The sequence below is a fragment of the Bacillus sp. SN1 genome, from assembly GCF_002796895.1.
GTDB classification, from domain to species: Bacteria; Bacillota; Bacilli; order Bacillales; family Bacillaceae; genus Bacillus; species Bacillus inaquosorum.
The window spans coordinates 418,208-437,859 of the sequence record NZ_PHIE01000004.1; the positions used below are offsets into that span (position 1 = coordinate 418,208).

19 protein-coding genes and 2 pseudogenes are annotated in these 19,652 nt (G+C 41.1%); 15 read left to right on the forward strand and 6 right to left on the reverse strand.

Annotated features, from left to right (window positions below; all coding sequences use genetic code 11):
• Positions 1–54: 54 nt before the first annotated feature.
• From ydfH to CVV77_RS16290, 5 genes and pseudogenes are all read left to right on the forward strand, one after another.
• Positions 55–1,278 carry a two-component system sensor histidine kinase YdfH gene (ydfH, locus tag CVV77_RS16270; RefSeq protein WP_100275903.1) on the forward strand — a complete coding sequence of 408 codons (1,224 nt, stop codon included), beginning with the start codon at positions 55–57 and terminating at the stop codon, positions 1,276–1,278.
• A complete protein-coding gene (gene ydfI, locus CVV77_RS16275) occupies positions 1,271–1,912 on the forward strand; it encodes a two-component system response regulator YdfI (protein WP_019257591.1) in 642 nt (213 codons plus the stop codon). The genes ydfH and ydfI overlap by 8 nt, the downstream gene beginning before the upstream one ends.
• 121 nt (positions 1,913–2,033) lie before the next feature.
• The gene (locus CVV77_RS16280) at positions 2,034–4,208 is read left to right on the forward strand and encodes an MMPL family transporter (RefSeq protein WP_100275904.1); all 2,175 of its coding nucleotides are present in this window, start codon (positions 2,034–2,036) and stop codon (positions 4,206–4,208) included.
• Positions 4,209–4,315: 107 nt separating this feature from the next.
• Positions 4,316–4,986 (forward strand): annotated as a pseudogene (locus CVV77_RS16285) (HAD hydrolase-like protein).
• Between the two features lie 132 nt (positions 4,987–5,118).
• On the forward strand, positions 5,119–5,658 hold the full coding sequence (locus CVV77_RS16290) for a sugar O-acetyltransferase (RefSeq protein ID WP_088111475.1): 540 nt from the start codon (positions 5,119–5,121) through the stop codon (positions 5,656–5,658).
• 170 nt (positions 5,659–5,828) lie between these two features.
• On the opposite strand, the gene CVV77_RS16295 is transcribed toward CVV77_RS16290, so the two are convergent.
• The 4 genes from CVV77_RS16295 to mneP form a co-directional block, all read right to left on the reverse strand.
• Positions 5,829–6,710, reverse strand: coding sequence for a carboxylesterase (locus CVV77_RS16295; protein WP_100275905.1), 882 nt, complete (start codon positions 6,708–6,710; stop codon positions 5,829–5,831).
• Positions 6,711–6,913: 203 nt separating this feature from the next.
• Positions 6,914–7,603 carry a DUF554 domain-containing protein gene (locus tag CVV77_RS16300; protein WP_100275906.1) on the reverse strand — a complete coding sequence of 230 codons (690 nt, stop codon included), beginning with the start codon at positions 7,601–7,603 and terminating at the stop codon, positions 6,914–6,916.
• A 91-nt stretch (positions 7,604–7,694) separates the two neighbouring features.
• Positions 7,695–8,507, reverse strand: coding sequence for a MerR family transcriptional regulator (locus CVV77_RS16305; protein ID WP_019257597.1), 813 nt, complete (start codon positions 8,505–8,507; stop codon positions 7,695–7,697).
• Between the two features lie 152 nt (positions 8,508–8,659).
• Positions 8,660–9,553 carry a manganese transporter MneP gene (gene mneP / locus CVV77_RS16310; protein WP_019257598.1) on the reverse strand — a complete coding sequence of 298 codons (894 nt, stop codon included), beginning with the start codon at positions 9,551–9,553 and terminating at the stop codon, positions 8,660–8,662.
• A gap of 501 nt (positions 9,554–10,054) precedes the next feature.
• Here mneP and CVV77_RS16315 point away from each other — a divergent pair.
• The 4 genes from CVV77_RS16315 to CVV77_RS16330 all read left to right on the forward strand — a co-directional run bounded on the left by CVV77_RS16315 (position 10,055) and on the right by CVV77_RS16330 (position 12,697).
• A complete protein-coding gene (locus CVV77_RS16315; protein WP_100275907.1) occupies positions 10,055–10,675 on the forward strand; it encodes a nitroreductase family protein in 621 nt (206 codons plus the stop codon).
• Between the two features lie 27 nt (positions 10,676–10,702).
• Complete coding sequence (locus CVV77_RS16320; RefSeq protein WP_100275908.1) at positions 10,703–11,641, forward strand: ring-cleaving dioxygenase; 939 nt, start codon at positions 10,703–10,705, stop codon at positions 11,639–11,641.
• A gap of 138 nt (positions 11,642–11,779) precedes the next feature.
• Positions 11,780–12,169, forward strand: coding sequence for a DoxX family protein (locus CVV77_RS16325; protein WP_100275909.1), 390 nt, complete (start codon positions 11,780–11,782; stop codon positions 12,167–12,169).
• Between the two features lie 189 nt (positions 12,170–12,358).
• Positions 12,359–12,697: a thioredoxin family protein gene (locus CVV77_RS16330; RefSeq protein WP_100275910.1), complete on the forward strand. Its 339-nt coding sequence runs from the start codon at positions 12,359–12,361 to the stop codon at positions 12,695–12,697.
• A 67-nt stretch (positions 12,698–12,764) separates the two neighbouring features.
• On the opposite strand, the gene pdxR is transcribed toward CVV77_RS16330, so the two are convergent.
• Entirely contained in the window at positions 12,765–14,150 is a 1,386-nt protein-coding gene (pdxR, locus tag CVV77_RS16335; protein ID WP_100275911.1) for a MocR-like pyridoxine biosynthesis transcription factor PdxR, read from the reverse strand.
• Between the two features lie 145 nt (positions 14,151–14,295).
• Between pdxR and CVV77_RS16340 the strand changes: the two genes are divergently transcribed.
• The 4 genes from CVV77_RS16340 to CVV77_RS16355 all read left to right on the forward strand — a co-directional run bounded on the left by CVV77_RS16340 (position 14,296) and on the right by CVV77_RS16355 (position 16,824).
• Positions 14,296–14,931, forward strand: coding sequence for an FMN-binding negative transcriptional regulator (locus CVV77_RS16340; RefSeq protein ID WP_084992172.1), 636 nt, complete (start codon positions 14,296–14,298; stop codon positions 14,929–14,931).
• A gap of 313 nt (positions 14,932–15,244) precedes the next feature.
• Entirely contained in the window at positions 15,245–15,844 is a 600-nt protein-coding gene (locus CVV77_RS16345; RefSeq protein WP_100275912.1) for a TetR/AcrR family transcriptional regulator, read from the forward strand.
• Complete coding sequence (locus CVV77_RS16350; RefSeq protein WP_100275913.1) at positions 15,841–16,185, forward strand: DoxX family protein; 345 nt, start codon at positions 15,841–15,843, stop codon at positions 16,183–16,185. The genes CVV77_RS16345 and CVV77_RS16350 overlap by 4 nt, the downstream gene beginning before the upstream one ends.
• A 165-nt stretch (positions 16,186–16,350) precedes the next feature.
• Positions 16,351–16,824, forward strand: a complete 474-nt coding sequence (locus CVV77_RS16355; protein ID WP_100275914.1) for a GNAT family N-acetyltransferase — start codon at positions 16,351–16,353, stop codon at positions 16,822–16,824.
• A gap of 10 nt (positions 16,825–16,834) precedes the next feature.
• Here CVV77_RS16355 and CVV77_RS22515 read toward each other — a convergent pair.
• Positions 16,835–17,145: pseudogene (locus CVV77_RS22515) on the reverse strand (HIT domain-containing protein).
• Positions 17,146–17,495: 350 nt separating this feature from the next.
• Between CVV77_RS22515 and CVV77_RS16365 the strand changes: the two are divergent.
• On the forward strand, positions 17,496–18,521 hold the full coding sequence (locus CVV77_RS16365) for a Gfo/Idh/MocA family oxidoreductase (protein WP_100275915.1): 1,026 nt from the start codon (positions 17,496–17,498) through the stop codon (positions 18,519–18,521).
• A 93-nt stretch (positions 18,522–18,614) separates the two neighbouring features.
• A complete protein-coding gene (locus CVV77_RS16370; protein ID WP_100275916.1) occupies positions 18,615–19,619 on the forward strand; it encodes a LacI family DNA-binding transcriptional regulator in 1,005 nt (334 codons plus the stop codon).
• Positions 19,620–19,652 lie beyond the last annotated feature (33 nt).

The window sequence follows — 19,652 nt, forward strand, 5'->3', positions numbered from 1 at the left end:
ATGTCTGGTTTGAGTGTGTATCGCTTCTGTCAATGGAAAGGAAGTGGATGAGGTTTGCGTATAAGGAATCCTTTCGAAGAAAAATACTATTCACATGATAGACGGGCATTAAATATGCTTGCACTCAGAGTTCCGGGACTGGCTTTTATTCTCATGATCTATGTAGCCTCTATCGTGCTGCAATTTATTATTGGGAGCTGGTCCATTTTATTGCTTAACGTGTTTACAGTATTGACCGCCATTTTTGCTTTGCTGCATTGGCATTCATATCGCTGGGTTAAGAAAAGGGTCATTCTATATTTTGTGCTGCAAGGTTTGATCACTTTTACACTGGCTAATGTCATGACCGGCTTCTTAGTGCTGATCATCATTGGTCTTTATGCATTTTTGATTGGGCAGATTGCAGGAATGGCAGACAGAAGAAGGGCTTTCCTCATACTTTATTTATTGCTTCTGCTGTCAATCAATGTACCGCATCAGATTCACAAAGGTGAATATTTGCATTTTCTTGTCATTGCCGTACCTATTATGATCGTGATTATTACTTATGCCGCTACATTATTTTCCCAAGTCGATGAAAAGATAAAAGCGCAGCTGACTCTTGAAAGGCTGGAGCTGGCTCATCAGCAGGTCGAACAGCTGACGCTGCAAAACGAAAGACAGCGTATGGCCCGGGACTTACACGATACGCTTGCTCAAGGACTGGTCAGTTTAAATATGCAGCTGGATGCTATTCATGTTCATCTTACGAAAGGCAACACAGAGAGAGCAAAAGAAATCATTCAACAGTCGATGAAAAGAGTGAAAGGCACATTAGCTGATGCTCGTTCAGCGATTGATGATCTGCGCAGCAAATCAGAAGAAATCGGTTTTTTAAAAGAAAGAATTACCTCCCTGATGGATCATTTTCAAGAGTCGACAGGCATGGGTGGTTTTTTAGATTACAGATTACATCAGGTGTTAGACGTTCGTACAGCTGAAAACTGTTATTACATTATTGGAGAATGTATAACGAATGCAGCAAAGCATGCTGAAGCAGAATCGATCTCGGTATCCATTTGGGATAATGATAAGGGGAGGCTCCATTTAACTGTCAAGGACAATGGCAAAGGATTTGATGTTGAGAAGAGCAAGAAAAAGAGAGGACATTACGGGCTTCTTGGCATACAAGAACGCGTCAGGGCAATGAATGGCCAATTCAATATAAAGAGCACAAAATCTAAAGGAACACAAATTGAGATCACTGTACCAATTCAGGGAGAGATGCAAGATGAATAAGGTTTTAGTCGTTGATGACCATCTTGTCGTGAGGGAAGGTCTGAAGCTTTTAATTGAAACGAATGATCACTACACCATCATAGGAGAGGCGGAAAATGGCAAAGCAGCAGTCCGCCTTGCAGATGAATTAAAACCGGATATCATTCTCATGGATTTGTATATGCCTGAGATGAGCGGATTAGAAGCCATAAAACAAATAAAAGAAAAACACGACATCCCCATCATTATTTTGACTACGTATAATGAAGATCACTTAATGATCGAAGGAATTGAATTAGGAGCGAAAGGATATCTGCTGAAGGATACGAGTTCAGAAACCCTATTTCATACAATGGATGCAGCGCTAGGAGGAAATGTGCTGCTGCAGCCTGATATTTTAAAACGTCTGCAAGAAATCCAATTGGAGCGGATGAAGAAGCAGAGCAGTGATACGCAGCTGACAGAAAAGGAAGTCATTGTTCTAAAAGCAATTGCGAAAGGTCTTAAAAGCAAAGCGATCGCCTTTGATTTGGGCGTCTCTGAGCGAACCGTAAAGTCTAGATTAACGTCCATTTACAATAAATTAGGCGCGAATTCGAGAACTGAGGCAGTGACGATTGCTATGCAAAGAGGCATTCTAACATTAGATCAATAACATCATATATTTGAAATTTGCCCAAACGTACATGCCCGAATGTACGTTTTTTTTATTTCATTGTCAACTACAATGAGAAAGCAAAGAATGTGATCAAGCAATGTGCTGAAAGGAGATTATCATGTCTAGAATGTTATATAAATTAGGAGGATGGGTTGCTCGCCATCGCATAAAAGTAATATGTGCGTGGATCGTTGTGTTAGTTGCTTCGATAGGGCTTGCAATTACGTTAAAACCAAGTTTTTCTGAGGATATGTCCATACCTGACACACCTTCGGAAAAAGCGATGGATGTCATTCATAAAGAATTTCCTCACGGTCCTGATAAAGGAAGCATACGGGTTATTTTCGGTGCTGAAAATGGAGAGAAGCTTACTGCAAAATCAGCGAAAACAGCAATCGAAAATACGTTCAAGGAAATCAATAAAGATGATTCCGTTGACTCGATTGCGAGTCCTTTTGTTACAGGAACAATCGCGAAAGACGGCACAGTTGCCTATGCTGATATCAAGTATAAATCTTCAGCAGATGAGATCAAAGATGACTCTATCAAACACTTAAAAGACAGTTTGAAAATAGCTGGTGATGAGGGATTACAGACGGAACTTAGCGGAGATGTGCCAGGAGCCGAGATGGAGATAGGCGGAGTGTCTGAAATTGTCGGCATTATCTTGGCTTTTGTCGTGTTAGCCATTACTTTCGGCTCTTTATTAATAGCAGGTTTGCCGATTTTAACAGCACTAATTGGTTTAGGTGTAAGTATTGGACTGGTGTTGATTGGGACACAAGTATTCGATATTGCGTCCGTCAGCCTTTCATTAGCCGGAATGATTGGCCTTGCGGTTGGTATTGATTATGCTTTATTTATTTTTACGAAACACCGCCAGTTTTTAGGCGAAGGCATACAAAAGAATGAATCAATTGCGAGAGCCACGGGAACAGCAGGAAGTGCAGTCGTTTTTGCCGGACTTACTGTTATCGTCGCGCTTTGCGGATTGACTGTCGTTAACATTCCGTTTATGTCTGCTATGGGGCTGACAGCAGGGCTTAGTGTATTGTTGGCTGTTCTCGCATCAATCACGCTTGTGCCTGCCGTTTTGTCGATAGCAGGAAAACGGATGATTCCGAAACCAAACAAGAAAAAAGAAAAACAAAGCTCTGAAACAAATGTCTGGGGACGCTTTGTCACAAAACATCCTATCCTGCTAAGTGTATGCAGCATTCTCATTTTGCTCGTCATTAGTATCCCATCTATGCATTTGGAGCTGGGCTTGCCTGATGCAGGGATGAAAGCGAAGGATAATCCTGATCGCCGGGCTTATGACTTGCTTGCCAATGGTTTTGGAGAAGGATTTAATGGCCAATTAACACTTGTAGCGAATGCCACAAGTGTGACAGGAAATAAGGCGGAAGCCTTCACAGATGCAGTGAAAGAAATAAAGGAACTAGACCATGTATCGAGTGTCACTCCTGCAATGCCTAATAAAGAAGGGAACTTTGCCATCATTACGGTGGTTCCTACAACCGGTCCAAATGATGTGGCAACGAAGGATTTGGTAAAGGATGTACGCAGCTTATCAGATAAAAACGGGGTAGATTTGCTCGTTACTGGATCAACTGCAGTGAATATTGATATTTCTGATCGCCTGAATGATGCGATACCGGTATTTGCTGTACTCATTGTTGGTTTTGCGTTTATATTGCTGACAATCGTATTCCGTTCGCTGCTGGTGCCGCTTGTTGCGGTTGCAGGTTTCATATTGACGATGACAGCCACTCTCGGAATCTGTGTATTTGTCTTACAAGACGGGAACCTCATCGACTTTTTCAAAATCCCTGAAAAAGGGCCGATACTCGCGTTCCTGCCGATTTTATCTATTGGGATTCTGTTTGGATTAGCGATGGATTATCAAGTGTTCCTTGTAAGCAGAATGCGTGAAGAATATGTGAAAACAAAAAATCCAGTACAAGCGATTCAAGCTGGATTAAAACACAGCGGGCCTGTTGTCACTGCGGCCGGTCTTATCATGATATTCGTGTTTGCAGGATTTATCTTTGCTGGTGAAGCTTCTATTAAAGCCAACGGATTGGCTCTTTCCTTTGGTGTGCTCTTTGATGCATTTATTGTAAGAATGACACTGATTCCAAGTGTGATGAAGCTGATGGGGAATGCAGCCTGGTATTTGCCAAAATGGCTAGACAAGATCATTCCCAATGTGGATATAGAAGGGCATCAACTCACAAAGGAAATACAGCCGGAAATAGATCATGAACAAAAGAAATCAATTAGTGTGTAATAGAAAAAGCAGACCTTTAATGGTCTGCTTTTTTGTTTAATAATCATATCCTGAATTCTATAGCTTTTTCATTGTGGTAGTATTTAGAGTTAAAAGGGGAGAAGATTATGGTGCAATCACTCATTTTCGATATGGATGGAACTTTGTTTCAAACTGATAAAATATTAGAATTATCATTAGATGATGCTTTTGATTTTTTAAGGTCACTTGGCAAATGGGATACGTTCACCCCTATTGAGAAATACAGGGAGATCATGGGTGTTCCTTTACCTGAGGTATGGAAGATTTTATTGCCAAACCATTCAAATGAGATAAGAGAAAAAATGGATGCCTATTTTTCAGAAAGGTTAATCGCTAATATCAATCATGGAAAAGGTGCTTTATACGCTCATGTTGAAGAGGTTTTCAGTTATTTGAAAGAGAACAATTATTCAATTTTTATAGCAAGCAATGGCTTAATAGAGTACCTCAAAGCAATTGTGAGTTTTTATCAATTGGACAGGTGGGTGACTGAAACGTTTAGTATTCAACAAATCCATACACTCAATAAAGGCGATTTAGTCAACACAATCCTGCAAAAATACGGCATTCAACATGCAGCAGTTGTCGGAGACCGTCTATCTGACTAAATGCGGCTAAAGATAATGGTTTGATGGCAATCGGATGCCATTTTGATTTTGCACAGGAAGAGGAACTTGTTCAAGCTGACTTTGTCATACATGACTTAATTGAGCTGAAAACATTGTTGCCTGAGCTGAAATTAAGTAACGAATTCTAAAGCTATGCGGATTTTGGAAAAACCAATCATACCGAAATTTGATAGAAGGCCTTTGTCTTATTTTGGACCTTATCAGTGTTTCAGTAATGGATTTAAATAGGATATGCTTAATATTGAACGGAGGATAAAGATATGAATTCTAAAAACAAGATTTACTATGAACGCGGCACTGAAGAATTAAGAAAACAAAACATTCGTGCACATAAACTTGTTCGAGAATTTAATTATGCTGCACCTGAAGAATTTGAAAAAAAGGAAGAAATCATTAGACATTTGTTTGGAACTACAGGAGCAAATCCCAACGTTGAACATAATTTTCACTGTGATTTTGGATACAATATTCATGTAGGTGATCATTTTTACGCCGGTTATAATTGTACGATTTTGGATGTTGCTGAAGTGCGGATAGGTGATAACTGCATGATAGGTCCTGATGTAGGCCTTTATACAGCGGGACATTCAATCGAACCTAAAGACAGACACAAAAGCGGGTACGGCATTCCAATTATCATTGGAGACAATGTATGGATTGGCGGAAGCTGTGTCATACTAGCAGGCGTTACAATAGGAGATAACTCTGTTATCGCGGCCGGGTCGGTTGTTACTAAGGATGTTCCCCCTAATTCTGTCGTGGCAGGGAATCCAGGAAAAGTTTTAAAGCACATAAAGTGATTGCTTTAGAACGTTTTCATCATGATGCCAAGAATCTTGAGTCATTGAAATTCTATAGAATAACAGAGTCCATTAGAGGGACTCTGTTAAAATATACCGGTTAGAAGAAAACTGCAAAGGATTTACGGATGCAATTTAATTGCAGATGAATACTATGGTTAAATGTCTGTTCATGTACTAAAAAAACGCATTACACGTTTATTTACGTATGCCGGCTGTTCCATTGATAAGATATGGCCGGCATTAATGATTTCCGCTTTAATACCAGGAACTAATGAAGAAGCGCGGTGTAAGGCTGAGTGGGGATCATAGATGACTTCATGTTCACCAAGTAATAATAGAATAGGGACTTTTACTGACTGTAATTCCTCGTCGGTGAAAACATACGGAAATCCGTCTGCTTTAGGGCTTGGATTTCTTGATCCATCCTGCCACATCACTCCTGCCTGAAACTGCTTCACAAAATTCGGGTTCAGCACATTGCGATCTCCCATCATCCAACTTAAGAATTTCTCAACTCCATTAGGCTCTGTAAGACTAAGAGCGTACTTGTAGAAATCGTCACGAAAGGGTAAAAACGTTTCTGCCGGACTAAGTATAGCTGCGCTTTTTACTCTCTCTGGCACACGCATTATAAAATTCATCGTATGGAGACCTCCAAGCGAAAGTCCGATTATGTGAGACTTTTCGATCCCTAGATTGTCAAAAACATCAAGAAGCCAATTGGCGTAACCCGTTCTCGTACCGCTTAAATCCTCAGGAATACTCTTGTTTTTATCACCTATGATATCAACTGCATATGTTCTGTATTTGCTGCTCCAATCGGCGATATTGGGATACCACATAGTCGAGCTGAATAATGCCCCGTGGAGCAATACAAGCGGTGGGGCATCCTCTGGTCCGCTAGCAATCACATGTGTTTGACCAAAACGAGTAGATACATAGAATGATTTGCAGCGGACCGGCCAAAGACCAAGGCTTTCATTATAAGCTTGAAAATAGCGAATACTGCTGTCACTTAATTCGGGAATACTAGATGGATGGTTTGACATACAAATGTCCCTCCCAATTTTGTTTAAATGAATGTGCCTTTTCGTGATGGGGAGTCTGATTTTGATATAACAGACTTTGTTTACAATATAATACAGTGGTTATTAGTCGTCAAATCCAAGAGAAAAAGAGAAAAAATCGATTGAAACAGATTCTCGAAAATCAATATAACAGAATATTAAACTCCTTTGTGGAAGCCATCCCATTAAAACGGCAATCCAAATGCCTGAATCAGGAAAATGACAACAGGCGGTATCAACAGGGAAGGCAGCAGATTCAGCGTTTTACATTTCTTGATTCCCAGAATGCTTAACCCTGAGCTGAGGATAAGTATGCCTCCTACAATTGTGATTTCGTTTATAAGGTCTGTATTGATTGCGCTCTCCATTACTTTAGCAAATAAATAGATGGAGCCCTGCCAGGCAAATAACACAATGGCAGCCGCTGCTATTCCAAATCCAAAAGTCGAAGCGAGCACAATGGAGGTAATCCCATCTAACATACCGTTTGTCAGGAGGTACGTATAATTTTCATTCAGCGCGGCTTCAACAGGACCCAATATTGACAGCGAACCTATACAAAATAATAAGATCGCAGTTGATAAACCTTCCGCTAAATTGCTTTTAGAGAATTTGTTCACCAGCTTGTTGAATCGCAACTCCAGATCGATGCTCTGGCCAATCAATCCTCCAAGGGCTAAACTCACGATAAAAAGAATGGGGTATTTACTATCAGGCAAATGCTGTGTAATGGCATTGATCCCTAACGCCACTGCAGCGAATCCCATTGCCTGCATCAGAATCTCCTGGTATTCATCTTTAATGCCTTTTTTGAATATCCCTCCGATGATACTTCCTGCAATGATCATAACTGTGTTGAAAATAGTTCCAAACATAAGCTTTCTCCTCCAATAATGATTCCTGCATAAAAAATAAACCCTCTAGTTAGTAGAGAGTCAAGGGATATTGACAGCATATTCTTGGGGTTTACTTGATGGGCAGCAGGATTTCAGTCACATAATTGTCTAGATTATTCGTAATCCCATAATCAATGAGTGTGATTTCGATTGAGTCCCCCGCTACCTCATAATGATGTTCTTTCATATATGCCAGTAACTTTTTGTAATAGGGTTCGGCTTCTGGATGTGACCCTTTAAACCTAATTTGCAGATATTCTCTTGAAGGAAAAATGATTTCTGATGAAGTGTTTTCATTTTCATCTTCAAGAATCATGAATATGCTGGAATATTTGTCGAACTGATTTGCTTTTACATTTGCTGCTGAAATGGATAAACCTATCTTGCCTATAAATATATCCTCGTTCACATTCAGATGAGTTCTCAATGCTGCTAATGAATGTTCGATATCATGGCCGAGAATATACTCATGCTGTAAATAAGCCACACGTAATGCGGGAAGTTTGATTTTTGAAATGAGATGTAACGGCGTGTTGACGGCATCTTCTATTTGGGTGATCCGGCGGGAGATCTTTTTTTCAATGCGTTCCAATTCTCTCTTTTTGCGATCAATTTCAGTTTGCTGGCTTTTCAGTAAATGAATCAGAGTGTTTGTATTTTGGGAATTGTAAAAATCAAGAAGTTTATTGATGGGCAGGCCTAAAGCTCTCAAATACTTGATGGTGTCCAGCCGCTCAAACTGTTGGGTTGAATAATATCTATAGTTTGTTTGCTCGTCTTTATATTCCGGTTTCAAAAGACCGATTTCATCATAATACCTAAGCGCAGAGATTTTCACATTGAATAACTTTGAAACTTCTCCAATCGAAAAAAATTCCTTCATTCTAACAACCTTTCTGTTCATATGATGGGTTACCCTTTATATACATCCACATTATATATGATGGCGGAGGCCGCCTAAAGGTAAAGTTTGCGATAGGCTGAGGATAGAATGCGGCATACAATAAAAAAGCTCCTTTATGAAAAGGAGCTTTTTTATTCTTCAAAATAAGGATTCACATGGATAAGCACTTCTTCAACATCTGAAAACTGTCTTTTGATTTCATTTCGGATTTCGCGGGCAATATCGTGTCCCTGCTTAATCGTCAAATCATGATCCAAAGATAAACGGACATCAAGCAATTTATAGTGGCCATGTTCTCTCGCGCGAATTTTGTCGAGCCGTTTTACCTGAGGACAATGCAAAATAACAGCTTTATATTCCTCTATCAGCTCGGGATCAACACTTTTCTCCATGAGAACATCAACAGACGGCCTGATTAATTCCATTGAAATTTTAAAAATGAGGTAAGCCACCATGGCGCTGGCAATTGCATCGGCGTACAACAGAAAGGACCATCCGCGGGTGTTTCCGATAATCGCCAATAGGACGCCGATAAAAGCGGCGAGAGAGGCAACGATATCGCCTTTATGATCGTATGCAATCGCGATAATCGCTTTGCTGTTCCATTTTTCCCCCTGCTTTATGGAATAACGATATAAGATCTGCTTAGCCACGTACGAAATCAGAGCTGCAAACAATGCGCTGTATTGTGGAACGCTTGGCCCTTCAACAAAGGACAGAATCGCTTCTATTAGGATATAAACGGATACGATCACTAAGATAATTCCGACAATCGCCTCACTAATGACCTCAGCTTTGCCATGCCCGAAAGGATGGTCTTGATCAGGCGGTTTATTGGAAATGCCGATGACTGCCAGGACAGCAATCGAAGCAACGACATCCGCTGCGGAATGGATTCCGTCTGCAAAAACAGCTTCACTATCGCCTATCAGCCCAAAAAAGACCTTTCCTGCCATTAAGATCAGATTGGCTATCAATGCAATCAAAGCTACCTTTTTGCTTATTTGTTCTCTTTCACTTGCCATTTTTTCCTCCTATAAAACTGCACAAAAAAATAGGAGTGCTTTTTGTATGCTCTCCGTATCCTTTCTTGTGTAATCACTTTGCTTATCATACCAATTGAATTTCGAGTGGGTCTATAGCAACGTTGTTTCCTGTTTACTAATAAATAAGGTGACAGAAAAAAAGTTGGTGCCAGGCTAAAGATCACACAGCAAACAAAGGGGGTCTTAGGAAACAAGCAGTGATTATCCACAAACTAAATTCAGCTTTAGTGAAAAATTTCCACCTATTTTTAAAAAACTGTTGACATGAGAACATTCGTATTTTATTATTATCTCATATTCAAGATGTTTTAATTCAAGATATTTAGTTTGGATTTCAGAATGAAAACATGCAGGTCTATTTAAAAAGCGTGTTGCTGAATAATGTAGAGCAATCTCAATCATTGTCATTCTTTTGCATCATATGCAATCGATTTTTTATAAAATAATATCTCGAATTCGAGATAAAAGGGGTGTTCGTAAATGGCTGAATTTTCACAGTTAGTTAATGAAAGAAGATCTGCAAGCAACTTCCTTCCAGATCATCCAATCACAAAAGATGAACTCAATGAGATGTTTGAATTGGTTACATTGGCTCCATCGGCTTTTAATTTACAGCATACAAAATATGTGACGATACTTGACCAGGATGTAAAAGAAAAGCTGAAGCAGGCCGCAAATGGACAATATAAGGTATTGAGCTCATCGGCAGTTCTTTTGGTATTAGGGGATAAGCAGGCATATCAGCAAGCGGCTGACATTTATGAAGGATTAAAGATGTTGGGGATATTAAATAAACAAGAGTATGATCACATGGTTCAAGACACTGTTTCGTTTTATGAAAACAGAGGAGAGCCATTTAAGAGAGACGAGGCGATAAGGAATGCTTCACTTTCTGCGATGATGTTTATGCTGAGCGCTAAGGAAAAAGGCTGGGACACCTGCCCTATGATCGGCTTTGATGCTGAAGCCGTGAAACAGATTTTGAATATAGATGACCAATTTGAGATTGTCATGATGATTACAATTGGGAAAGAAAAAACAGAGAGCAGAAGGCCGCGCGGCTACCGGAAGCCTGTAAATGAGTTTGTTGAATATATGTAAATTGAACGTTTAAAGGAGTGGGTAAAAATGGCTAAAAAAACGATGGGAATACATCATATTACAGCAATTGTCGGTCACCCTCAAGAAAACACAGATTTCTACGCAGGAGTGCTGGGGCTTCGATTGGTCAAGCAAACGGTCAATTTTGATGATCCAGGTACGTACCATCTTTATTTTGGGAATGAAGGCGGAAAGCCTGGAACAATTATCACCTTCTTTCCGTGGGCAGGAGCTCGCAAAGGCATCATTGGAGACGGTCAAGTAGGCGTGACCTCTTATGTCGTGCCGAAGGGGGCCATGGCATTTTGGGAAAAGAGACTTGAAAAGTTCAGCGTTCCATACACAAAAATCGAGCGTTTTGGAGAACAGTATATAGAATTTGATGATCCGCATGGCCTGCATTTAGAAATCGTGGAAAGAGAAGAAGGAGAAGCCAATACTTGGACTTTCGGAGATGTAACACCTGAGGTTGCCATTAAAGGTTTTGGGGGTGCAACTTTGTTATCAGCACAGCCTGAAAAAACAGGTGAACTGCTAGAAAACATTATGGGGCTGGAACGAGTCGGCAAGGAAGGAGACTTCGTTCGTTATCGCTCTGCCGGTGATATCGGAAATGTGATTGACCTAAAATTAACGCCTATTGGCCGCGGGCAAATGGGAGTCGGCACGGTGCATCACATTGCTTGGCGAGCTAGCGATGACCAAGATCAATTAGAATGGCAAAGATATATTGCTTCTCACGGATATGGTGTGACTCCTGTTCGGGATAGAAACTACTTTAATGCGATTTACTTCAGAGAGCATGGGGAAATCCTGTTTGAAATTGCAACGGATCCACCGGGATTTGCCCATGATGAATCACAAGAAACAATGGGTGGAAAATTGATGCTGCCTGTGCAGTATGAACCGCATCGAACACAAATTGAACAAGGGCTGCTGCCGTTTGAAGTGAGAGAGTTAGATTGATTTTAAATAATGCTGACGCATGAAGAAAATAAAGAGGCATATAGTCAACAGATGATTGCTAAGACGGTACTGGCGGCAAAAAATCAGACTGGTGCCTTTCAGCATATCATGTTACATCAAAAATAAGGAGAGATAAAAATGGAAGATGCAGGACTGTTGCTTATTCGTATTATGATTGGTGTGGTGTTTCTGTTTTATGGATCACAAAAATTATTCGGCTGGTTTGGCGGATACGGGGTTAAAGGAACCGGACAATGGTTCGAGTCAATTGGGGTTAAACCAGGTAACGTCGCGGCCGCTTTATCAGGTCTTGGGGAATTAGTAAGCGGAATTCTATTTATTTTAGGTGTATTTCTCCCGCTTGGAGCTGCTATCATAACGATTATTATGTTAGGTGCCATCGTAAAAGTCCATGGAGCGAAAGGATTTGCAAATGGCGCCGGCGGTTTTGAATATAACGCAGTGCTGATTGCAGTCTCCATCGGGGTTGCACTTATCGGTTCAGGGGCTTACGCTTTGCATTTTTAATATTCAAGTATCTAAGAACAGTTACTGCTCGCCAGTAACTGTTCTTTTGTTTTGACATTTTTGAGCATAACTTGTGGGTACTCTGCAAAGCAAAAAAGCGGATATTATAAATATAAATGTGTATAGTGAATGATACGCGTATCGATGAGCTTGGTCATGAAAGGCAGACCAATTTGAAGGGGGAATTTGATGAAAGAGATGACAAAATTACATTCATTGGATTCTATAGAGAATTTTATCAAACAGCACCAATTCAGTTTTCTATACATTTCAAGGCCCGGCTGTACAGTATGTCATGCTGTTCTGCCGCAGCTCAGAATATTATTGGAGCAGTTTCCAAACATCAAATTGGGGCATATCAATGCTGACGATGTAGAGGAGGTTGCCGGCAGATTTTCAGTCTTCACTGTCCCTGTGCTTCTTTTATTCATTGATGGGACTGAGTTTCTGAGAGAAGCCCGTTTTATTCATTTTGAACAGCTCGAAGAAAGGCTGAAAAGGGTTTATCAGTTATATCAAGATGAATAAAGTGTTTTTATACTTTTCGAATGAAAAGCCCCCTTTAAGGGGCTTTTTGTCATAGAAAGGGACAATGTCATGCCGTCCCCCATGCTTGTTTTAAAAGCCGGACGCCATGTGTTATGTCATCAAAGCCAAGATGTCCGAAACCCAATTTAATCAGCGGATGATCAGAAGCGTTGTTTACAAAATAGAGCGCGGTAGGATAGACTTTTACTCCGCATTCCAAAGCGCGTTGAATCAGCGATTCCTCTGTACAATTCTCATGAACCTTCACTAATATGTATAACCCGGACTGTTCACCTATTACGGATACATGATGTCCGAACTGATGCTTCACACTTGCAGCCAAGTGCTGCATTTTGCGTTTGTAGACAACGCGCATTCGTTTGATATGACGGGTCCATTCTCCTTCTTTCATAAACTCTGCCATGGTGAGCTGGCTCAGCAAAGAAGCGGTGCTTTCGAATTGATGAAATCGATGCTGATAGCGCTGTAAAATGGGCTCCGGCAGCACCATATAGCTGAGGCGAATGCCTGGGAGAAAAGATTTTGAAAAATTCCCCAGATAAATGACTCTTTCTGAATGAATAGAGGCCAGTGCAGGGAAGGGCTGCTGTGTGTAACGAAATTCACTGTCATAATCATCTTCAAGAATATACCCGTCTTTTTTAGTCGCCCAATGAATCAGTGCTTGCCGCTTCTGAATAGACATGCTTGCCCCATAAGGGCTGTGGTGAGAAGGTGTTACATAGATTAATCGTTCATTCATTTGATGTAATGCTGAAAAATCGGCGCCTGTCTCATAAACAGGCAGCGTTTCGAGAGTAAAACCTTGCAGCTGAAAAGCTTCTCGTGCCCCAACATATCCAGGATCCTCTACGATGATGCCGGAAAAATCTTTTTTTAAAATCTGTCCAAGATAAATAAGCATTTGCTGTGTGCTGCTGCCAATCATAATCGAATTTGCATCTGCTTTTACGCCTCGCGATTCTAATAGATAAGCCGCAATTTGTTCACGCAGGCATTTTTCTCCGAATGCTTCACCGTATAGGTAGCTCTTCTCTGATGCCAGCATTTGATTCGACAGCCTTCTCCATATTTTAAGCGGGAAATGTGTTTGGTCTACAGCCCCGGGGCGAAAATCAATGAGAATTTGCGGCGCTGTATCTGTTTGTTTGTTTTGAGAAGATGTCTCTTTCCCCTGAAATAAAAGAGGCTCGATTTCATTCGCAAAATAGCCTTTTCTTCTTTCTCCCCGAATGTAGCCTTCTGCTATCAGCTGATCATAAGCCATCAAAGTTGTATTGCGGCTCACCTGCAAGGAATGGGCGAGCTCCCGAATAGAGGGTAATTGTTCGTTCGCCCGTATATGCCCCTGTTCAATTAATGATTTAAACTGCTCGTAAACTTGTTTGTATTTAGGGCCCTCATGATGAAAAGCAAAAATCATATTTTTCACTGCTTTCACCTCTGACATGCATATTTGTGTAAAACTGTACCTTTGAAAATGTCAGTTAGTATCATATTATACCTTATAAATAACTGATCATGGAGACAGTTTCCTGTTCGACAGTGATCGGCTTAATCAGAAAGGAGATTGGTTTATGTTTATTCCTGCCCCATTTAAACTTAACGAATCAGACGCTTATGATGTCATCCGGGAAAATGGTTTTTCAACGTTGTTCTCGATGCATGGAGGCATGCCGTTTGCAACCCATTTGCCGCTGCTGTTGAGTGATGATAAAGCCTGTTTATACGGTCATTTTGCTTTGCAGAATCCTCAATGGAAGGACATTGTCGGCCAATCCGTTTTGGCTGTTTTTCATGGTCCCCATTGCTATATCTCGCCATCGTGGTATGAGACGAATAAAGCCGTCCCGACATGGAATTACGTTACGGTCCACGTTTATGGAGAAGTGGAGCTTTTAGAGGATGAAAAGGAATTAGCAGACTCTATGAAAGACTTGGTATTGAAGTATGAAAGCCCGGATAGCTCATACAAACTAGAAGATGTCGATCCTGCATTTTTGTCGGGCATGAACAAAGGAGTGAAAGGGTTCAAAATCAAAATCAGCAAAATAGAGGGGAAAGCGAAGCTGAGCCAAAATCATTCACTGTTACGGCAAACGTTAGTGATGAATCAGCTTAATCAGATCCCGCATACCGATGAACAGAAAATCTCCGGTTTGATGAAGGAAAATATCAATAAAAAAGAGAGAGAAGGCGTCTCAGGCAAATAGCCTGTTAAGACAATTTAAAAGATTATATCGTTCATGAACTTTTCAATAAAAAGGAGCTATCTGAAATTGGGCTGGAGCGAATGGATCAATATTTTCTGTATCATAGCATGAGGATCAATCATGGGATATCAATGATTGACCCACTAGCATATCAGTATTCCTCACTTCATCATAATGCAGTGCAAAACCCCTGAATAAAGGAAGTTGGCAAACACGATCAGTTTGAAATTCATTGACATAGAAGCCAACGGCATGAAATAATACTCACAAGTAATGTTACTTGTGAGTATCTTTTTGTAGAGGATGATCCTAATTGAGAAGTAAAAAAGGACGTAAAGGGGAAGAAAGCCGGAAACGATTACTCAAAGCTGCTGCTAATGAATTTTCGATTCGGGGATTTCATGAGACGAAGGTAAGTGAAATTGTGAAAAGAGCCGGACTGACGCAGCCTTCTTTTTATCTGTACTTTCAAAGCAAAGAAGCCATTTTTGAGGAGATAATCACTGATTTTCACTCTCGTGTAAGAAAGCTGACAGCGTCACTTCTTCTGGAAAACGGATTACATACGAATGATGTATCAAAGCGGGTGCTGTCTGCTGTGGAAACTGTTTTTCAATTTCTGGCTGAGGACAAGGATTTAACCAAGATCGGCTTTTTTCTTAACCCAGAAGCGAAACAAATGAAAAAAGACTTGGCGATGGGTTTGAAAGAGAACTTAGAAGCAGAACAGCGGCTTGGTTATTTTCGTTCTGACCTGGATATGGAAACGGTCGCTGAGTGTTTGATCGGCATGATCGAACATTTAACCGATTCATTTTTGTTAACCGGAATCAAAGATCCGGCAAGCCTTGCAGCACAGGTTGTGAATCTTTTAATATACGGGATGCTTCCGAAAGGGAGTGACGTAAGATGATATCTATTATTATGAAGGCCAGTTTGGCAGCTTTTATGCTCGCGGGAGGCATCATAAAGGTGTTCCGCGCTCCCTTTCAAGTTGAGCATTGGCGACATTATCAATATCCATTATGGTTTTTGACTGTTACTGGCATTCTTGAAATAGCCGGTGCACTTGCTATGACAGCGGGAATTTGGAATCGGTATGCAGCGTTTGGGGCAGGTGTGTTGTTTGTCGTTCTCATGGCGGGAGCAGTTCATGCACACATTTTTCGAGCACGCCAATCGGTACTCATGACGATCCCTGCGATGATCTGTTTGATTGTTTCTATCATTATAATCATTTGGGAGTTCACGTAAGCTATTCACTTATGTTTTTATAACAAACCAATTTGCAGGAGATCTCCTTCTCTTATCGAATAATAGAAAGTTACAGGTATAAACCGAATAATAGAAATAGATATTCATTTGTACGTTATTCGTCCGGCACCGGCTGGACTTTTTTTCATAAAGGAGGAATACAGGATGGCGTTAACTTTGGAAGACATGACTGTGGAGGAGTTCGAAGCATTTCGCGGGATGTCCGTGCAAAATTATGCGAAACAAAACATACAATCGGGAACTTGGACGGAAAAAGAGGCGCTTGAGAAATCGGAGCAGGCATATGAGAACATGATTCCGAATGGACGAAACAGCAGCAATCATTTCTTTTGGAACATCACAAATGAACAAGGGGAAAGGATGGGCTGGCTCTGGCTGTATGCTGATCCGCTTCATCCGCAAAAGGAAGCGTTTATCTATTCCTTTGGATTGTATGAAGCCTTTCGCGGAAAAGGGCTGGCTCAATTGGCGCTTCAAACGCTGGATGAAAGAGCAAGAGAGCTTGGTGCGGAAAGACTTGCCCTTCATGTATTTGCGCACAACGAGATAGCGGTCCATCTTTATCAGAAGATGGGTTATGCCATGACCAATATACGTATGCGGAAACAGCTGTGTTGATAATAGCTGCTTACTTAAGCGGTTTCCCAAACACAATATGCCAATGTAAATGTGGTAAGCCCCTAAGTTGGTGATCACACGGCATGCGCCCTTTTCTTCCATCACCATGGAAGCGACTTTTGATTGGCACCCATTAATTCAAGAAGCAAGTCATGATCGTGCTCTTCCAGGGTGATCATGAGGAGATATGTTTCTTCGGGACAATATGGACTGGATAAAAAGGGTTTGTATGATAGTAGGCCAATACGTTATCTGCCTCTAATACCTTATTTGCTTCGTTTTGCCGCTAAATACTTCATCACAGTAAAAGCCTTCAGTCATATGATCCACCCTCACTTTGTTTCATTTACTCTTCTGCTTTTCTTCATTACCTCCCTTCTATATATGAGAAGTTTCCATTTGAACGATCAGGGGCCGCACACCCTTGGTATTTATTTGCCCCTGAACCCTTAGTCTTTGCAGGCTTGATCGACGGCTAAGGGAGAGGTCTGCTTTAAACACAGCAAAAAAAGATTGACCTCAAAAATGTAAGGGGTTACAATTGAAACCAATTAGGAAAGACTTTCCCTTTCTTAAATGTATTTTAGAAATATTTCTAGGGGTTATTTTTATTATATAATGATATTATAGAGAAAGACTTTCCTTAATTTCGCAGAATGGGAGTGGTACTGATGGGAAATGTACAGGTTGGGCTATTAGGTGCGGGACGGATGGGAGCTTTTCACGGAGAAAGTATTGCGTTCCGTGTGAAAGGAGCAGATTTGTATGCAGTTGCAGATCCGGTTCCGGGGAATGCAGAAGCATTTGCAAAAGCAATCGGCTCAAATATTAAAGCGTTTACAGATCCGTTAGATATGCTGGAACATCCTGATATTGATGCGGTCATCATTGCTTCGCCGGCAAGGACGCATGCCGCAAACATTATTGCAGCGGCAAAGAAGGGGAAAGCTGTATTTTGTGAGAAACCGATGGCTGTCACGCTGGAAGAAGCGGATGAAGTCATAAGGATAGTAAATGAAGAGTCTATTCCGCTTCAAATCGGTTTTAACAGACGTTTTGCTAAAGGCTTTCGCAGTGCGTATGAGGAAATCCGTGCAGGAAAAATTGGCACGCCTCAGTTAATGCGTTCCATCACAAGAGACCCGGCACTCGGCGATCCGACACCAATTCCACAATGGACGATCTTCTTAGAGACGCTGATTCATGACTTTGATACGTTACTCTACCTCAATCCAAATGCGAAGCCGATTGAAGTCTATGCCGCGGCTGATGCGCTTGTCAGACCTGATTTTAAAGACAAAGGATTTTTGGATACTACAGTTGTCACGATCAAATTTGATAACGGAGCGATTGCAACGGCGGAAGCGAACTTCCAAGCCGTTTATGGATATGATGTCCGCGGAGAAGTGTTCGGATCTGAAGGCATGCTGACCATCGGAGATATCCGCCATACAAACATGACAAGGTATAACAAAGACGGAGTCAGCTACAACACGATTCGCTACGATCAGGACTTATTATTTGATGCTTATGTTGATGAGTTACAATCATTTGTGGATGCCGTTCGAAATCATAAGCCAACCTTAGTTACAGGCGAAGATGCGCGTGCAGCACTTGCTATTGCCGCAGCTTGTATAGAATCTTGCAAAACGAAGCAGCCTGTCACATTAAAAGACGGAGTGCCGCAAACGGTTTGAGTTTTTGATAGAAGAAGCACCTTTTTAAAAAGAAATTCTGGTAAGCATTCGTTTATACTAGAGAGGATCTATTTTATAAAGGTGGCCTTCTTAATGAAAACAACCATTTATGATGTTGCTAAGGAAGCAAACGTTTCAATCTCTACCGTTTCAAAGGTTCTTAATAATACCGGCAATATAAGCGAAAAAACGAAAAATAGAATTTGGAAAGTGATTGAGGAGCTTCAATATCAGCCAAGTGTTGTGACTTCAGCGAGAAAAATGATGAAGACCATCGGGCTGCTCATTCCTGACATCGCCAATCCGTTTATGGCCGAACTGGCCAGAGCTGTGGAGGACAGCGGCCGTAAAAAGGACTTCAGTGTCATCATATGCAGTACGGACAATAATTCGCTGAGAGAAGAAGAATATATTACCATGCTGAAGCAAAAGCATGTAGACGGCATTATTGTGGCGACGGGTCTCAAAAACAGTCAGGCGATACGCGAACTGATTGAAAGCGACATGCCGGTTGTCATGCTGTCGAGAGATATACCGCATCTGCCTGTAGACACTGTAGTGGCGGATGATTTTAAAGGGGGATACGAGGCAGCTGTCCATTTAGCCCAATTAGGGCATACAAATATAGCTGTCATAGCAGAAAAGATTAACAATACATCAATCAAAAATCGTGTCATCGGCTTTAAAGAAGGACTGCAGGTTTCAGGAATCCAAATCGATGAATCAACTATTCTGGACTGTCCATATGACTTGTCAGCCAGTAAAGACATCAGTTTAAAGCTGCTTAATCAAAAACATAGGCCGACGGCTGTCTTTGTGACGACTGAGCTGCTTGCTTTAGGCGTTTTGCAGGCTGCAAGGCAGCTTCATATTTCTATTCCTTCATCCCTTTCTCTAATTGGGTTTGACAACAGCATCCTTGCAAAGATCAGTGATCCCCAATTGACGACTATCGCACAGCCGACTGAAGAAATGGGAGAAAAGGCAATTGAACTGCTGATGGACGGCATGGCCAATTCAAAACAAAAGAAAGTGATACAGCGCGTGATGCTGTCTCCTTCATTAATAGTGCGGGATTCAACGGCGTCACTGTTATGACCCTTTTGGTATTTTGGGGGATCTTTCTCTTAA

Bases quoted from the DNA above. Each gene is read 5' to 3' on its own strand.
- ydfI (WP_019257591.1), top strand. From the start codon at position 1,271: ATGAATAAGGTTTTAGTCGTTGATGACCATCTTGTCGTGAGGGAAGGT.
- CVV77_RS16280 (WP_100275904.1), top strand. From the start codon at position 2,034: ATGTCTAGAATGTTATATAAATTAGGAGGATGGGTTGCTCGCCATCGC.
- CVV77_RS16290 (WP_088111475.1), top strand. From the start codon at position 5,119: ATGAATTCTAAAAACAAGATTTACTATGAACGCGGCACTGAAGAATTA.
- CVV77_RS16295 (WP_100275905.1), bottom strand. From the start codon at position 6,710: ATGTCAAACCATCCATCTAGTATTCCCGAATTAAGTGACAGCAGTATT.
- CVV77_RS16300 (WP_100275906.1), bottom strand. From the start codon at position 7,603: ATGTTTGGAACTATTTTCAACACAGTTATGATCATTGCAGGAAGTATC.
- CVV77_RS16305 (WP_019257597.1), bottom strand. From the start codon at position 8,507: ATGAAGGAATTTTTTTCGATTGGAGAAGTTTCAAAGTTATTCAATGTG.
- mneP (WP_019257598.1), bottom strand. From the start codon at position 9,553: ATGGCAAGTGAAAGAGAACAAATAAGCAAAAAGGTAGCTTTGATTGCA.
- CVV77_RS16315 (WP_100275907.1), top strand. From the start codon at position 10,055: ATGGCTGAATTTTCACAGTTAGTTAATGAAAGAAGATCTGCAAGCAAC.
- CVV77_RS16320 (WP_100275908.1), top strand. From the start codon at position 10,703: ATGGCTAAAAAAACGATGGGAATACATCATATTACAGCAATTGTCGGT.
- CVV77_RS16325 (WP_100275909.1), top strand. From the start codon at position 11,780: ATGGAAGATGCAGGACTGTTGCTTATTCGTATTATGATTGGTGTGGTG.
- CVV77_RS16330 (WP_100275910.1), top strand. From the start codon at position 12,359: ATGAAAGAGATGACAAAATTACATTCATTGGATTCTATAGAGAATTTT.
- CVV77_RS16340 (WP_084992172.1), top strand. From the start codon at position 14,296: ATGTTTATTCCTGCCCCATTTAAACTTAACGAATCAGACGCTTATGAT.
- CVV77_RS16350 (WP_100275913.1), top strand. From the start codon at position 15,841: ATGATATCTATTATTATGAAGGCCAGTTTGGCAGCTTTTATGCTCGCG.
- CVV77_RS16355 (WP_100275914.1), top strand. From the start codon at position 16,351: ATGGCGTTAACTTTGGAAGACATGACTGTGGAGGAGTTCGAAGCATTT.
- CVV77_RS16365 (WP_100275915.1), top strand. From the start codon at position 17,496: ATGGGAAATGTACAGGTTGGGCTATTAGGTGCGGGACGGATGGGAGCT.
- CVV77_RS16370 (WP_100275916.1), top strand. From the start codon at position 18,615: ATGAAAACAACCATTTATGATGTTGCTAAGGAAGCAAACGTTTCAATC.